The sequence below is a fragment of the Variovorax sp. PBL-E5 genome, from assembly GCF_901827185.1.
Classification (GTDB): Bacteria; Pseudomonadota; Gammaproteobacteria; order Burkholderiales; family Burkholderiaceae_C; genus Variovorax.
In genome coordinates this window covers 1,042,841-1,056,782 of sequence record NZ_LR594671.1, presented here as the reverse complement: position 1 = coordinate 1,056,782, position 13,942 = coordinate 1,042,841, and the positions used below count along the sequence as shown (strand labels likewise).

The 13,942-nt window shown below is 69.0% G+C and carries 10 protein-coding genes; 6 read left to right on the top strand and 4 right to left on the bottom strand.

The genetic code is table 11. The annotated features are described in order from the left end of the window. The first annotated feature begins 45 nt into the window (after positions 1 to 45). Positions 46 to 1,869, top strand: a complete 1,824-nt coding sequence (locus tag WDLP6_RS05085; RefSeq protein WP_162566091.1) for an ABC transporter ATP-binding protein/permease — start codon at positions 46 to 48, stop codon at positions 1,867 to 1,869. Here WDLP6_RS05085 and queC read toward each other — a convergent pair. The 3 genes from queC to WDLP6_RS05070 all read right to left on the bottom strand — a co-directional run bounded on the left by queC (position 1,848) and on the right by WDLP6_RS05070 (position 5,407). Continuing rightward, entirely contained in the window at positions 1,848 to 2,549 is a 702-nt protein-coding gene (gene queC / locus WDLP6_RS05080) for a 7-cyano-7-deazaguanine synthase QueC (RefSeq protein WP_162591475.1), read from the bottom strand. The two genes, WDLP6_RS05085 and queC, sit on opposite strands and share 22 nt — an antisense overlap. A gap of 117 nt (positions 2,550 to 2,666) precedes the next feature. Then, on the bottom strand, positions 2,667 to 3,131 hold the full coding sequence (locus WDLP6_RS05075; protein ID WP_162591474.1) for a cyanophycin metabolism-associated DUF1854 family protein: 465 nt from the start codon (positions 3,129 to 3,131) through the stop codon (positions 2,667 to 2,669). Beyond that, complete coding sequence (locus WDLP6_RS05070) at positions 3,128 to 5,407, bottom strand: cyanophycin metabolism-associated ABC transporter (protein ID WP_162591473.1); 2,280 nt, start codon at positions 5,405 to 5,407, stop codon at positions 3,128 to 3,130. Before WDLP6_RS05070 ends, WDLP6_RS05075 begins: the two co-directional genes overlap by 4 nt. A 127-nt stretch (positions 5,408 to 5,534) precedes the next feature. Between WDLP6_RS05070 and WDLP6_RS05065 the strand changes: the two genes are divergently transcribed. From WDLP6_RS05065 to WDLP6_RS05045, 5 genes are all read left to right on the top strand, one after another. Beyond that, positions 5,535 to 7,775, top strand: a complete 2,241-nt coding sequence (locus WDLP6_RS05065; protein WP_232076964.1) for a cyanophycin synthetase — start codon at positions 5,535 to 5,537, stop codon at positions 7,773 to 7,775. A gap of 29 nt (positions 7,776 to 7,804) precedes the next feature. Then, positions 7,805 to 10,372 carry a cyanophycin synthetase gene (gene cphA / locus WDLP6_RS05060; RefSeq protein ID WP_162591471.1) on the top strand — a complete coding sequence of 856 codons (2,568 nt, stop codon included), beginning with the start codon at positions 7,805 to 7,807 and terminating at the stop codon, positions 10,370 to 10,372. A gap of 219 nt (positions 10,373 to 10,591) precedes the next feature. Beyond that, complete coding sequence (locus WDLP6_RS05055; RefSeq protein WP_162591470.1) at positions 10,592 to 11,101, top strand: hypothetical protein; 510 nt, start codon at positions 10,592 to 10,594, stop codon at positions 11,099 to 11,101. Between the two features lie 107 nt (positions 11,102 to 11,208). Further along, entirely contained in the window at positions 11,209 to 11,457 is a 249-nt protein-coding gene (locus WDLP6_RS05050) for a hypothetical protein (RefSeq protein ID WP_162566084.1), read from the top strand. 19 nt (positions 11,458 to 11,476) lie between these two features. Continuing rightward, on the top strand, positions 11,477 to 12,988 hold the full coding sequence (locus WDLP6_RS05045) for a CYTH and CHAD domain-containing protein (RefSeq protein ID WP_232076963.1): 1,512 nt from the start codon (positions 11,477 to 11,479) through the stop codon (positions 12,986 to 12,988). A gap of 13 nt (positions 12,989 to 13,001) precedes the next feature. On the opposite strand, the gene WDLP6_RS05040 is transcribed toward WDLP6_RS05045, so the two are convergent. Beyond that, positions 13,002 to 13,931, bottom strand: a complete 930-nt coding sequence (locus tag WDLP6_RS05040; protein WP_162591469.1) for a dihydrodipicolinate synthase family protein — start codon at positions 13,929 to 13,931, stop codon at positions 13,002 to 13,004. Positions 13,932 to 13,942: the final 11 nt, after the last annotated feature.

Genomic DNA, 13,942 nt, shown 5'->3' with positions numbered 1-13,942 from the left:
TCATCACGACCATCCCACGGCGCACCGACCGCGCAAGGCTTCTTCATGCCCACCTCCTCCGAACGCAAGACGACCTTCCTCCAGACGGTGCGCCGCGTCACCGCGCTCACGCTGCCGTATTTCCGCTCCGACCAGAAGTGGAAGGCCCGGGCCATGCTGGCCGGGGTCATCCTGCTCAACCTGGGCTCGGTCTTCATGCTGGTCCAGCTCAACGAGTGGTATCGCGTGTTCTACGACGCGCTGCAAAACCGCAACCTCACCGTGTTCTGGCAGCAGATCTTCAAGTTCAGCTGGCTGGCACTGATCTTCATCATCATCTCGGTCTACAAGTTCTACGTGACGCAGATCATTCAGCTGCGCTGGCGCGTGTGGCTGACCGACCACTACCTCGCGCGCTGGCTCGCGCATAAGGCCTTCTACCGGCTCGAGCTGTCGCGCTTCACGCCGGGCGCCGAAGGTGCGCCGGACAACCCCGACCAGCGGATCCAGGAAGACCTGAACCTCTTCACCAACTACACGGTGACGCTGAGCATGGGCATGTTCAACGCGCTGGTGACGCTGGTGAGCTTCGTCGGCATTCTCTGGACGCTGAGCGGCTCGCTCGACTTCGGCGTGCCGGCCTTCCTGGGCGGCGGCCAGTGGCACATCGGCGGCTACATGGTCTGGGCCGCGGTGCTGTATTGCGCAGTGGGCAGCGTGATCACCCACTACATCGGCCGGCCCCAGGTCCGGCTCAACTTCCAGCAGCAATTGCTGGAGGCGAACTTCCGGCACCACATGGTGCGCGTGCGCGAATACAGCGAGGCGATCGCGCTCGACGGCGGCGAGACGGTCGAACGGCGCCAGCTGGACCTCGGCTTCGCGGCCGTGATGCGCAACTACTTCACGCTGATCAAGAGCCAGAAGAACCTCACCTGGTTCAGCAGTTTCTTCGGCCAGGCCGCGGTCATCTTTCCGATGATCGTGGCATCGCCGCGCTACTTCAGCGGCGCCATTCAATTGGGCCAGCTGATGCAGATCAATTCGGCCTTCGGCCGCGTGCAGGATTCGCTCAGCTGGCTGGTCGACAACTACATGTCGATCGCGGTCTGGAAGGCCACGACGGACCGGCTGGCCGGCTTCGAGGAGAGTCTGACGCAGCAGTCGACCGACAACACGCAGCTGGTCACGTCGGCCAGCCCGGACACCCTCGACGCCCGCGGCCTCGATGTCGCATTGCCGGGCGGCCGCATGCTGCTGGCCGGTACCGACCTGCATGTCGCGGCCGGCGACTCGGTGCTGGTCCACGGGCCTTCGGGCAGCGGCAAGTCGAGCCTGTTCCGCAGCCTCGCAGGCATCTGGCCGCATGCGCGCGGACAGGTGGCGATCCCGGCCGACACCATGTTCATTCCGCAGCGACCCTACTTTCCCGACGGCCGCCTGCGCGACGCACTGGCCTATCCGCAGCCGGCCGACAGCTACGGCGACGACGCCCTGCGACAGGCCTTGCGCGATGCACTGCTGCCGCAGCTCGCCGACCAACTCGACCGGCAGGACGCATGGAGCCAGAAGCTCTCCGGCGGCGAGCAGCAGCGGCTGGCGATCGCGCGGGTGCTGCTCAAGAAGCCGGCGTGGGTGCTGGCCGACGAAGCCACCAGCGCGCTCGACGAGGATGCCGAGGCGACGCTCTACGCGCGCCTGGTCGCACAGGTCACGAAAGCGAAGGGCGCGATCATCTCGATCGCCCACCGCTCGACGCTCGGCGCGCACCACCAGCGCCGCTGGGATCTGCGGCCCAACGCCGAGGGCGCAACGGCCGCCTACCGCATCGAGGCGAGCGGCACCGATGCGCCGGACGCGCAGGGACGCTACCGGCTCACCGCGACGTAACGCTCCCAGCCCCGCGCGCGCAGCTCGCACGCGGGGCAGGTGCCGCAGCCGTAGCCCCAGGCGTGGCGATGCGTGCGGTCGCCCAGGTAGCAGGTGTGCGTGTCCTCGACGATCAGCTCGACCAGCGCATCGCCACCCAATCGATGCGCCATGGCCCAGGTCGCCGCCTTGTCGATCCACATCAGCGGGGTCTCGATGAGGAAGCGGCGTTCCATGCCGAGGGAGAGCGCGAGCTGCATCGCCTTCATCGTGTCGTCGCGGCAATCGGGATAGCCCGAGAAATCGGTCTCGCAGACGCCGGTGACGATCACCTGCAGGCCACGCCGGTAGGCCAGCGCGGCGGCCAGCGTGAGAAACAGCAGGTTGCGGCCCGGCACGAAGGTGTTGGGCAGGCCGTCGGCCTGCATCTCGAACGCGATGTCCTGCGTCAGCGACGAGGCGCTGATCTGGCCCAGCACGTCGACCGACAGCAGATGGTCATCGCCGAGACGCGGCGCCCAGCGTGGAAAACGCTCGCGCAGATGGGCAAGCACCGTGGCGCGAACTTCGAGCTCGATGCGATGGCGCTGCCCATAGTCGAAGCCGATGGTTTCCACGCGCTCGTATGTCTCGAGCGCATCGGCCAGGCAGGTGGCGGAATCCTGGCCGCCGGAGAACAGGACGAGTGCGGTGGTGTGCATGATGCGGACGCGTTTCGGACGAGGACGCGAGTTTGGCACTGCTTGCCGCAACCGCCGATACGATGCGCTGCATGATGACCAGACACCTCGTCGCCGGGGCCGCCACGCTTGTCGTGATCAGAGGAAGCGCTCCAGCAGCTTGCGCGACCCGCGGTCCAGCGCCTTCGCATCGGGGATGCGGAACTGCACGCCATTTGCGCTCGCGATCAGCAGCGCGCCGTCGTCCAGCCGCCGGATGTCTTCCTCGGCCTTGAGCACGAAGCGGGTCTCGCCGCGGTCGGTGCTCACGTGCCAGGTGCTGGGCACGCCGAAGCTCGACACCTTGTGCAGCTTCAGCAGCGTCGGCGCGAAGTCGCGTGCGGCGAGGTCCTCGTCGATCAGCGTGCGCGCGGTTTCGGGCAATGCATCGAGGCGGTCGATCCATACCAATTCACGGCCGTCGCCGCCGACCAGCGAAATGCCGTCGGCCGGCGCGGTGAGCGGAAAGGCGCGCACCGGCACCACGCCTTCGTGGCGCAGGCCCTCGGCATCGATCAGCACCAGCCGGCCGAAGGCATCGCGCTCCAGGTTGAAATCGTTCATGCGTTCCCCGCCGGATGGGCCGCATGGCCGCCGAGCGCCATCGCCACGGAAGCACGCTCGTCGGCGGCGCCCGGGCTTTCGTCGTCGTTCTGCCTGAGCTGCGCCTGGTAGAGCCGCCAGTAGGCGCCCTGCTTTTCCATCAACGCATCGTGCGGCCCGACCTCGACGATCTCGCCGCGGTCCATCACCACCAGCCGGTCGGCCTTGCGCAGGGTCGACAGGCGGTGCGCGATCGCGATCGTGGTGCGGCCCTGCACCAGGTTGTCGAGCGCTTTCTGGATTTCCTTCTCGGTCTCGGTGTCGACTGCGGAGGTGGCTTCGTCGAGGATCAGGATGCGCGGGTCGATCAGGAGCGCACGCGCGATGCTGATGCGCTGCCGCTCGCCGCCCGACAGGCCCTGGCCGCGCTCGCCGACCAGCGAGTCGTAGCCGTGCGCAAGACGCAGGATGAAGTCGTGCGCATGCGCGGCGCGCGCCGCGGCCACGACTTCCTCGCGCGTGGCCTCGGGCTTGCCGTAGGCGATGTTCTGCGCGATGGTGCCGAAGAAGAGGAAAGGCTCCTGCAGCACCAGGCCGACATGGCGCCGGTAGTCGGCGACGGCGAAGCGACGGATGTCGGTGCCGTCGACCTTGATGGCGCCGTCGGTCACGTCGTAGAAGCGGCAGATCAGGTTGACCAGCGTGCTCTTGCCCGAACCGCTGTGGCCGACCAGCCCGATCATCTCGCCCGGCTCGATCACGAGGTCGAGGTCGCGGATCACCGCGCGGCTGCCGTAGCGAAAGCCCACATCGCTCATCTCGATGCGGCCCTGCACGCGCTCGACCTTCACCGGGTTGGCAGGCTCGGGCACGTTGCTCACATGGTCGAGGATGTCGAAGATGCGCTTGGCGCCGGCTGCGGCCTTCTGCGTGACCGAGACGATGCGGCTCATCGAATCGAGCCGCGTGTAGAAGCGGCCGATGTAGGCGATGAAGGCCGTCAGCACGCCGACCGTGATGCGCCCGCGCGCCACCTGCCAGATGCCGAAGCCCCAGACCACCAGGAGGCCGATCTCGGTCAGGAGCGACACGCTGGGCGTGAACAGCGACCAGGTCTTGTTGAGCTTGTCGTTGACCTGCAGGTTGTAGGCGTTGGCAGCATGGAAGCGGCGCGCTTCGCGCTGCTCCTGGGCGAAGGCCTTGACCACGCGAATACCGGGGATGGTGTCGGCCAGCACGTTGGTCACCTCGCTCCACACGCGATCGATCTTCTCGAAGCCGGTGCGCAGCCGGTCGCGCACCACGTGGATCATCCAGGCGATGAAGGGCAGCGGCACCAGCGTCACGACGGCCAGGAGCGGATTGATCGAGAACAGGATCACCGCCGTCATCGCGATCATCAGGACGTCGGTGAGGAAATCGAGCGCATGCAATGAAAGGAAAACGTTGATGCGATCCGTCTCCGATCCGATGCGCGACATCAGGTCGCCGGTGCGCTTGCCACCGAAGTAATCGAGCGGCAAGGTGAGCAAGTGTTCGTAAGTGGTGGTGCGCAGGTCGGCGCCGATGCGCTCGGAGACCAGCGCCAGCAGGTAGGTTCGCGCCCAGCCCAGCGCCCAGCCCGTGAGCGCCGCGGCCAGCAGCGCGCCGAGGAACATCACCACCTTGGCGACCGCGATCTTCTGCCCGTTCTGGAACGGGATCAGGATGTCGTCCATCAGCGGAATCGTGAGATAGGGCGGCACCAGCGTGGCGGCGGTGGAGGCCAGCGTGAGCAGGAAGCCTGCGATCAACTGCTTGCGATAGGGCTTGGCGAAGCGCGCCAGGCGCAGCAGCACCCAGGTCGAGGGCGGAGCCTGCATCTCGGGCTCGGGCGGCAGGCCGTCGTCGACTTCGGCCGCTGCGGCTGTCGCCTGGGCGACGCCGGCCGCGCGCTGGTCGAACAGCTTTTGCAATCGCAGTGCGGCGGCCTGATGGGCCAGCGTGTAGCGCCAGCGGGCCAGCCGACCGCGGGTATCTACCAAGTCGAGCGTGCCGACGCCCGCGTGATCGGCGAACTGCAGCGCCAGCCCGCCCGGTTCTCCCAGGGGCCACTCGCGCCAGGCGCCGTCGGCGTCGCGCGCCAGCAGGCGACGATCGGTCAACGCCAACTGACCGGATGCAAACCGAAGTTCCCCATCGAGGTCAACCGGCAGGCTCGCCAAAACGTTTTCCGCGGCTACGAGCCGGCTTTTCAGAGCGTCTGAAGCCCCTCCTCCTTCGCCCTCCGGGGTGCCGACTGGATCGTGATGTTGCATTGTGTTTCTGTACTTCAGGGCCGTCGATGGGCTCTTCATGGCGCTCCTCGGGCGCCGATTCTGACCGATGACCATGGGCGCGCTTGAAGGCGACACCGTGCTCGGCCAAAGCACATCGAACGTTTCCATGTCCCGTTTCGACGACATCCGACTCCTGCGCGTCAACTATTTGCGTGGCCCCAATCTCTGGACCTACCGCCCCGTGCTGGAAGTCTGGCTCGATCTGGGCGCGCTCGAAGACCATCCCTCCAACAAGATCGACGGCTTCACCGACCGCCTGACCACGCTGCTGCCGGCGCTGATCGAGCACCACTGCGGCGTCGGCGAGCGCGGCGGCTTCATCCAGCGCCTGACCGAGGGTACCTGGTCGGGCCACGTGCTGGAGCACGTCGTGATCGAGCTGCTCAACCTCGCCGGCATGCCCACCGGCTTCGGCCAGACGCGCAGTACCTCCCAGCAGGGCGTCTACCGCATGGTGTTCCGCGCGCGCGACGAGCAGGTGGCCCGCGTCGCGCTGACCGAGGGCCATCGCCTGCTGATGGCAGCGATCAACAACGATCCCTTCGGCGCCACCGATGTCCAGCGCGCCGTCGATGCCGTCAAGCGCAAGGTCGAGGACTGCTACCTCGGCCCGAGCACCGCCTGCATCGTGAGCGCGGCCACCGACCGCGGCATTCCGCACATGCGGCTCAACAGCGGCAACCTGGTCCAGCTCGGCTACGGCGCCAACCAGCAGCGCATCTGGACCGCCGAAACCGACTACACCAGCGCGATCGGCGAATCGATCGCCAGCGACAAGGAGCTCACCAAGTCGCTGCTGGCCAGCTGCGGCGTGCCGGTGCCCGAAGGCCAGGTCGTGGCCAGCGCCGAAGAAGCCTGGGATGCCGCCGAGGACATCGGCCTGCCGGTGGCCGTCAAGCCCTCGGACGCCAACCACGGCCGCGGCGTCTCGCTCGAACTGCACACGCGCGACGAAGTGCTGGCCGCCTTCGCGGTCGCCGAACCCGAAGGCAGCGACGTGATGGTCGAGCGCTTCATCCGCGGCCACGAGCACCGCCTGCTGGTGGTCGGCGGCCAGGTGGTCGCCGCCGCGCGCGGCGAGATCATCACCGTGACCGGCGACGGCAGCGCGACCGTGGCGCAGCTGATCGACAGCCAGCTCAACAGCGATCCGCGCCGCGGCGTCGAAGAGGAATTCCCGCTCGACTTCATCGACGTCGCGACCGACGCCAAGCTGCAGCTCGAACTCAAGCGACAGGATCTCGATGCCGCCGCGATGCCTGCCGCCGGCCGCGTGGTCACGATCCAGCGCAACGGCAACATGGCGATCGACTGCACCGACCAGGTCCATCCCGAGGTCGCGCATGCGGCCGTGCTGGCGGCGCGCGTGGTCGGGCTCGACATCGCGGGCGTCGATCTGGTGGCGCAGGACATCGGCCGGCCGCTGGCGCCGCAGGGCGGCGCGATCGTCGAAGTCAACGCCGGTCCCGGCTTGCTGATGCACCTGAAGCCGGCCGTCGGTTCGCCGCGCCCGGTGGGCCGCGCGATCTGCGACCACCTCTTTCCGGACGATGCGCCCGGGCGCATTCCGGTCGTCGGCGTGGCCGGCTCGCGCGACACCGCCGTGCTCGCGCGCCTGGTCGCATGGCTGATCGGCCTCGGCGGCCGCCACACCGGCCTGGCCTGCCGCGACGGCCTGTTCCTCGAACGCCGCCGCGTCGATGCGCGCGACAGCGCCAGCTGGGAAGCCGGCCATCGCCTGCTGGTGAACCGCGCGGTGCAGGCGGTGGTGATCGAGAACGGCGCCGAAACCATCCTGCGCGACGGCCTGGCCTACGACCGCTGCACGGTCGGCATCGTGACCGACCTGGAAGGCGCCGAGGCGCTGGCCGAATTCGACATCGCCGAAAGCGACCAGCTGGTGAAGGTGCTGCGCACCCAGGTCGACGTGGTGCTGCCCGACGGCACCGCGGTGCTCAACGCAGCCGACCCGCGCGTGGCCGGGCTCGCGCCGCTGTGCGATGGCGACGTGATCCTCTATGCCGTCGACCCGCAGGCCGAAGCCGTGGGCAAGCATCAAAGCGCGGGCGGCAAGGCCGTGCTGGTGCGGCAGGACCGCGTGGTGCTCGCCAACGGCAGCAGCGAATCCTTCCTGCCCGGCCTCGGCCGCCTGACGATCTGGCGCGCGACGCACGCCGGTGTCAGCCTCGAAAGCCTTCTTGCTGCGGTCGCCGCGGCCTGGGCGCTGGGCATCCCGCTGAACCTGATCGGCGCCGGCGTCGAAGCCTTCGAAGCCGACCTGCATGCGGCACTCGCCTCGCTGCAGCTGTCGCAGACCCTGCTCGCGCCCGAACAACAACTCAACTGACCGGCGCAGCGCTCGCCGGCACCCACGCCATGGAAGTCACCCGCATTCGCGCCTTGCGCGGCCCCAATCTCTGGAGCCGCCACACCTGCATCGAGGCCGTCGTGGCCTGCCATGGCGACGAGAACGCGATCGAGCGGCTGCCCGGTTTCGAGGCCCGGCTGCGCGCGCTGTTCCCGACCATCGGCGAGCTGCATCCGATCGTGCTGGGCCAGCCGCTCGCGCTCGCGCACGTGCTCGAGAACGCGGTCGTCGCGCTGCAGTCGCAGGCCGGATGCGCCGCGAGCTTCGGCCATACCTCGCGCACGGTCGAGGAAGGCGTCTACCAGGTCACGATGCAGTACTGCGAGGAAGCCGTCGGCCGGCGTGCGGTCGAGCTGGGCAAGCAACTGATCGATGCCGCGCTGGCCGGCACCGACTTCGATGCGGCCGCGGCCATCACCGAACTGCGCGAACTCGACGAGTCCGAGCGCCTCGGCCCGAGCACCGGCTCGATCGTCGACGCCGCCGTCGCGCGCGGCATTCCCTACCGGCGCCTCACGCGCGGCAGCCTGGTGCAGTTCGGCTGGGGCTCCAAGCAGCGCCGCATCCAGGCCGCCGAGGTCGACAGCACCAGCGGCGTGGCCGAGGCGATCGCGCAGGACAAGGAACTCACCAAGCAGTTGCTCAACGCGGCCGGCGTGCCGGTGCCGCTGGGGCGTCCGGTCAAGGATGCGCAGGACGGCTGGGCCGCGGCGCTCGAGATCGGCCTGCCGGTGGTCGTGAAGCCGCAGGACGGCAACCAGGGCAAGGGCGTCACCGTCAACATCACGACGCGCGAACAGCTCTTCGCGGCCCACGATTCGGCCGCGGCGTATGGCGAGGTGATGGTCGAGCGCTTCCTGCCCGGCTTCGACTTCCGCCTGCTGGTGGTGGGCGACCGGCTGGTCGCCGCCGCGCGCCGCGACCCGCCGCAGGTGATCGGCGACGGCCGCAACAGCGTGCGCCAACTGGTGGATGCGGTCAACCAGGACCCGCGGCGCGGCGAAGGCCATGCGACCTCGCTGACCAAGATCCGGCTCGACGACATCGCGATCGGCCGCCTCGAATCGCAAGGCCTCGCGCCCGACAGCGTGCCCGCGCGCGGCCAGCGCGTGGTGCTGCGCAACAACGCCAACCTCTCGACCGGCGGCACCGCCACCGACGTGACCGACACCGTCCATCCCGAGGTCGCGGCGCGCGCGGTCGATGCGGCGCAGATGGTCGGCCTGCACATTTGCGGCGTGGACATGGTCTGCGAGAACGTGCTGCGCCCGCTCGAAGAGCAGCACGGCGGCGTGGTCGAGGTCAACGCCGCGCCCGGGCTGCGCATGCACATCTCGCCCTCCTTCGGCCGCGGCCGCGCGGTCGGCGAAGCGGTGATGGACACGCTTTTCGCGCACGGCGACGACGGCCGCATCCCGACGGTCGCGGTCACCGGCACCAACGGCAAGACCACCACCGCGCGGCTGATCAACCACCTGCTTGCCTCCAGCGGCCTGCGCACCGGCATGACCAACACCGACGGCGTCTGGGTCGACGGCCGCCAGACCGACAGCGGCGACTGCAGCGGCCCGAAGAGCGCGCGCAACGTGCTGCTGCACCCCGACGTCGATGCCGCCGTGTTCGAGGTCGCGCGCGGCGGCGTGCTGCGCGAGGGCCTGGGCTTCGACCGCTGCCAGGTGGCGGTGGTGACCAACATCGGCAGCGGCGACCATCTCGGCCTGAACTACATCAGCACCGTCGAGGACCTCGCGGTGCTCAAGCGCGTGGTGGTGCGCAACGTGGCGCCCGGCGGCTACGCGGTGCTCAACGCGGCCGATTCGAACGTGGCCGCGATGGCGGCCAGCTGTCCCGGCCACGTGATCTTCTTCGCGGCCGACCGCCAGCACCCGGTGATGGCCACGCACCGCGCCCAGGGCAAGCGCACCGTCTACGTCGACCAGGACACGCTGGTCGCCGCCGAGGGCTCGTGGCGCGAACGCATTCCGCTGCGCGATGTGCAGATCACGCGCAACGGCACCATCGGCTTCCAGGTCGACAACGTGATGGCCTCGGTGGCCGCGGCCTGGGCCGTGGGCCTGGACTGGGACACCATCCGCAGCGGCCTCGCCAGCTTCATGAACGACGCCGCCGGCGTGCCCGGCCGCTTCAACGTGATGGACTTTCGCGGCGCCACCGTGATCGCCGACTACGGCCACAACACCGACGCGATGCGCGCGCTGGTGGCCGCCGTCGACACCATGCCGGCGAAGAAGCGCTCGGTGGTGATCAGCGGCGCCGGCGACCGGCGCGACTGCGACATCCGCGACCAGACCGCCATCCTCGGCCAGGCCTTCGACGACGTGATCCTCTACCAGGACGCGGCGCAGCGCGGCCGCGCCGACGGCGAAGTCATGGCGCTGCTTCGGCAAGGTCTCGAAGGCGCGCAGCGCACGCGCGCCATCGACGAGATCCGCGGCGAGTTCATCGCCATCGACACCGCGCTCGACCGGCTGCGGCCGGGTGACCTGTCGCTGATCCTGGTCGACCAGGTCGAGGAAGCGCTCGCGCACCTCGCCCGCCGCATCGCCGCGGGCTGAACTGCTTCGCAGCGCGCGGCCTTGTCCGGCAAGGCCGGCATGCCGCGCGCAACAGTCCGGCGCCCGATGAGTTCGTGTCAGTCTGACGGACATGTCCCACACGAATCTCCGTCTCCACGCCAAGCCAAGCGCCCCTGATGTCCCACAACCCGGGTGGCCGGGCCACCGCCACACTGCGGCATCCCTGGCGCGTGGCGCCGCACATCTAGGAGTGATCCCATGAAAGCTACCCTTCGTTCGAGCCTGGCCGTCCTGTTCGCCGCGGCCGGTCTCGCCAGTGCCGCGCCCGGCTTCGCGGCCGAGCCATTGCGCGGACCGGGTTCCGACGCCCGCATGCAGCGCGAGCGCGCCGTCTGCGACGGCATCCAGCAGGACCGCGCCGCCTGCCTGCGCGAAGCCGGCGCGGCCCGCGAGGCCGCACGGCGCGGCGGGCTCGTCAGTGCGTCGCCGCAGACCTACGAACAGAACGCCCTGGCACGATGCACCCTGCAGCAGACGGCCGACGACCGCGCCGCCTGCGAAGCCCGCGTGCGCGGCACCGGAAGGACGGAAATCGAAGGCAGCGTGATGGGCGGCGGACTGATCCGCGAGACCGTCACACCGATCTCCGCACCGATGCAGCAGGCACGACCGATGCAGCAGCCGATGCCGATGCAGGCGCAACCGATGCAGCCTATGCAACCTATGCAACCTATGCAACCTATGCAACCCATGCGCCCCATGCAGTGAGCGTCCGGCAGGGCAAACCTATGCCCTACTTTGTCACGCGCCTGTCATAAAGCGTGGCACGGCGCTGGCTATAGTCATGGGCCTGTCTGAACCGAGGAAAAGCTCCCATGAATGCCATCAAGGTCGCGCGCCGATTCATTGAAACGGACCCGACCAACGAGTCGGCCCAGGTCCTCGCCCGGCTCGTGCTCGCCCTCGAATCCGAGCGCAGCTTCGAACTGGTCACGCTGTACACGCTCGACTACAAGAGCTTCCAGCTTGCCATGGACATCCTGCGGGAGTGGCGCCTCGACCGCTACTACGCGAGCAAGTCCAAGCTGTTCGATCTGTCGATGCAGGTCAGCGAACTCGATTGAGGAACGCGCAGCGACGTGCGTGTACGGCACCGTGATCGAATTCGAACTCAAGTTCCAGGTCGATCCGCGGTACCGCAAGCCGCTCGAAGCGGCGGTTGCCCGCGGGCGCTCGCAGCGCACGCGGCTGCGCGCCCACTATTTCGACACGGCGGACGGCGCGCTGGCGGCCGCGCATGTGGTCCTGCGGCTGCGGCGCGAAGGCAATGCGTGGGTTCAGACCGCCAAGGCGCCATCGGACGGCCCGCTGCAGCGCCACGAGCACAACGTCGAGATCCCGACCGAGCGCGCCAGCGACCAGCCCGTGCCGTCGGCGCTGCGGCATGCCGGCACGCCGGTCGGCGACCGCATTGACCGCGCCTTGCGCAAGGCGGGCCACGATGCAGCTCATGCCGAACTGGTCCCGCTCTACGGCACCGACGTCTGGCGTACCACGCGCGAGATGCGCACCGGCGACGCGCTGCTCGAACTCGCCTTCGACCGCGGCGAGGTGCAGGCCGGCGAGCGCTCGCATCCGGTGCGCGAACTCGAGATCGAACTCAAGCGCGGCAGTCCGCAGGCGCTGCTCGAACTCGCGCGGCGCTGGCGCAACCGCTACGGGCTCTGGCTCGACACGGTGTCCAAGTCGCAGCGTGCGCAGCAGCTGTCGCGCGGCGCCGCGCACGGCGAACCGGTTCACGCCGCCGCACCGCAATTCGATGGCGAACCCGGTGGCGAGGAACTGTTCCGCGCCGTGCTGAACAGCTGCCTGACACAGATTCTTCCCAACGCCAGCGAGGTCGCAGCGGGCAGCCCGGACGCCGAGCATGTGCACCAACTGCGCATCGGCATCCGGCGCCTGCGCACCGCGCTGCGCGAGATGGCCGCGTTCGCACCCGGCCTCGATCCGTCGTGCGAACCGGTGCTGGCGGACACCTTCCGTGCGCTCGGCCGGCAGCGTGACCGCGAACGCCTGCTGCAGATCGTGCAACCGCTGGTCGAGGCGGCGGGCGGCCCCTCGATCACATGGCCCGAGCCACCCGATGGCATGGCCCTCGAGGCGCGCGAGGTGGTGCGCGCTGCGCCCTTCCAGAATGCGCTGATGGGCCTGATCGAAGCCGCCTTGCCGCCCGCCGCGCCCTCGGCGCAGCACGGCAGTCCGGTGCGCAAGCTGCTGCGCGAACGCCTCTCGAAGCTGCACCGCCAGGTGGTGCGCGACGGCCGGCGCTTCGAGGCGCTCTCGGCGCTCGAACAGCACCGCGTGCGCAAGCGGCTCAAGCGCCTGCGCTACCTGGGTGAGTTCGTCGCGCCGCTGTTCGGACAGCGCAAGGCACGGCGCTACCTCGAGGATCTGCACCCGGCCCAGGACGCATTGGGCAATCACAACGACAACGCCGTGGCCATCGCCGCCTACCGCGACGCGGCCGCGCAAGACGGCCGCGCATGGTTCGCCGCCGGCTGGCTGGCCGCGCGCCAGCCAGCGAGCGCACAGGCCTGCGGCGAGGCACTGGCCAAGATCGCGCAGGCGCGCCGCTTCTGGACCGGCAAGGACTGAGCGGGCGAAGCCTTCAGCGGCCCCAGCGCAGCACCAGCGGATCGAGCCGGCGCGCGGTTTCGATCAGTCCCGCGCGCGTGTCCGGATGCAGCGCCGGCAGCGGATGGCGCGGCGCTTCGCAATCGATCACGCCGCCCTCCTTCATCAAGGCCTTGCAGGCCAGCAGCCCGGCCTGCCGGTTCTCGTAGTTGATCAGCGGCAGCCATTGCTGGTAGCGCACCAAAGCCTCTTCGCGCCGGCCTGCGAGATGGTCCATGAGGATCGGCCGGAGGCCATCGGCATAGGCACCCCCGGTCATCGAGCCGGTGGCGCCGGCATCGAGGTCGGGCATCAGCGTGATGGCTTCCTCGCCGTCCCACGGACCTTCGATCGCGTCGCCGCCCAGGCGGATCAGCTCGCGAATCTTCGCGGCCGCGCCGGCAGTCTCGATCTTGAAGTACGCCAGGTGCTCGATCTCCCGTGCCATGCGCGCGAGGAAGGGCACCGACAGCACGGTGCCGCTGGCCGGCGCGTCCTGCACCATGATCGGGACGTCCACCGCATCGGACAGCCGCGCATAGAAGTCGAAGATCTGCGGCTCGGGCACGCGGAAGGTGGCGCCATGGTAGGGCGGCATCACCATCAGCATGGCCGCGCCCATCGCCTGCGCGCGCAGGCTGCGCTCGATGCAGACACGGGTTGCGAAGTGGGTGGTGGTGACGATCACCGGCACGCGGCCGGCGACGTGTTCGAGCACGGTGCGGGTCAGCAGCTCGCGTTCGTCGTCCGACAGCACGAACTGCTCGGAGAAGTTGGCGAGGATGCAGATGCCGTCCGAGCCCGCGTCGATCATGAAATCGATGCAGCGCCTCTGGCTGGCGAGGTCGAGTTCACCGCGCTCGGTGAAGGGGGTCGGCGCGACCGGAAAAATGCCGCGGTAGCGGGGCGGGGTCGAAGAGGTCATGGTGAAAGTCC

What these genes read in the sequence shown, in the direction of transcription:
- WDLP6_RS05085 (WP_162566091.1), top strand. Translation starts at nt 46, where the DNA reads ATGCCCACCTCCTCCGAACGCAAGACGACCTTCCTCCAGACGGTGCGC.
- queC (WP_162591475.1), bottom strand. Translation starts at nt 2,549, where the DNA reads ATGCACACCACCGCACTCGTCCTGTTCTCCGGCGGCCAGGATTCCGCC.
- WDLP6_RS05075 (WP_162591474.1), bottom strand. Translation starts at nt 3,131, where the DNA reads ATGAACGATTTCAACCTGGAGCGCGATGCCTTCGGCCGGCTGGTGCTG.
- WDLP6_RS05070 (WP_162591473.1), bottom strand. Translation starts at nt 5,407, where the DNA reads ATGCAACATCACGATCCAGTCGGCACCCCGGAGGGCGAAGGAGGAGGG.
- WDLP6_RS05065 (WP_232076964.1), top strand. Translation starts at nt 5,535, where the DNA reads ATGTCCCGTTTCGACGACATCCGACTCCTGCGCGTCAACTATTTGCGT.
- cphA (WP_162591471.1), top strand. Translation starts at nt 7,805, where the DNA reads ATGGAAGTCACCCGCATTCGCGCCTTGCGCGGCCCCAATCTCTGGAGC.
- WDLP6_RS05055 (WP_162591470.1), top strand. Translation starts at nt 10,592, where the DNA reads ATGAAAGCTACCCTTCGTTCGAGCCTGGCCGTCCTGTTCGCCGCGGCC.
- WDLP6_RS05050 (WP_162566084.1), top strand. Translation starts at nt 11,209, where the DNA reads ATGAATGCCATCAAGGTCGCGCGCCGATTCATTGAAACGGACCCGACC.
- WDLP6_RS05040 (WP_162591469.1), bottom strand. Translation starts at nt 13,931, where the DNA reads ATGACCTCTTCGACCCCGCCCCGCTACCGCGGCATTTTTCCGGTCGCG.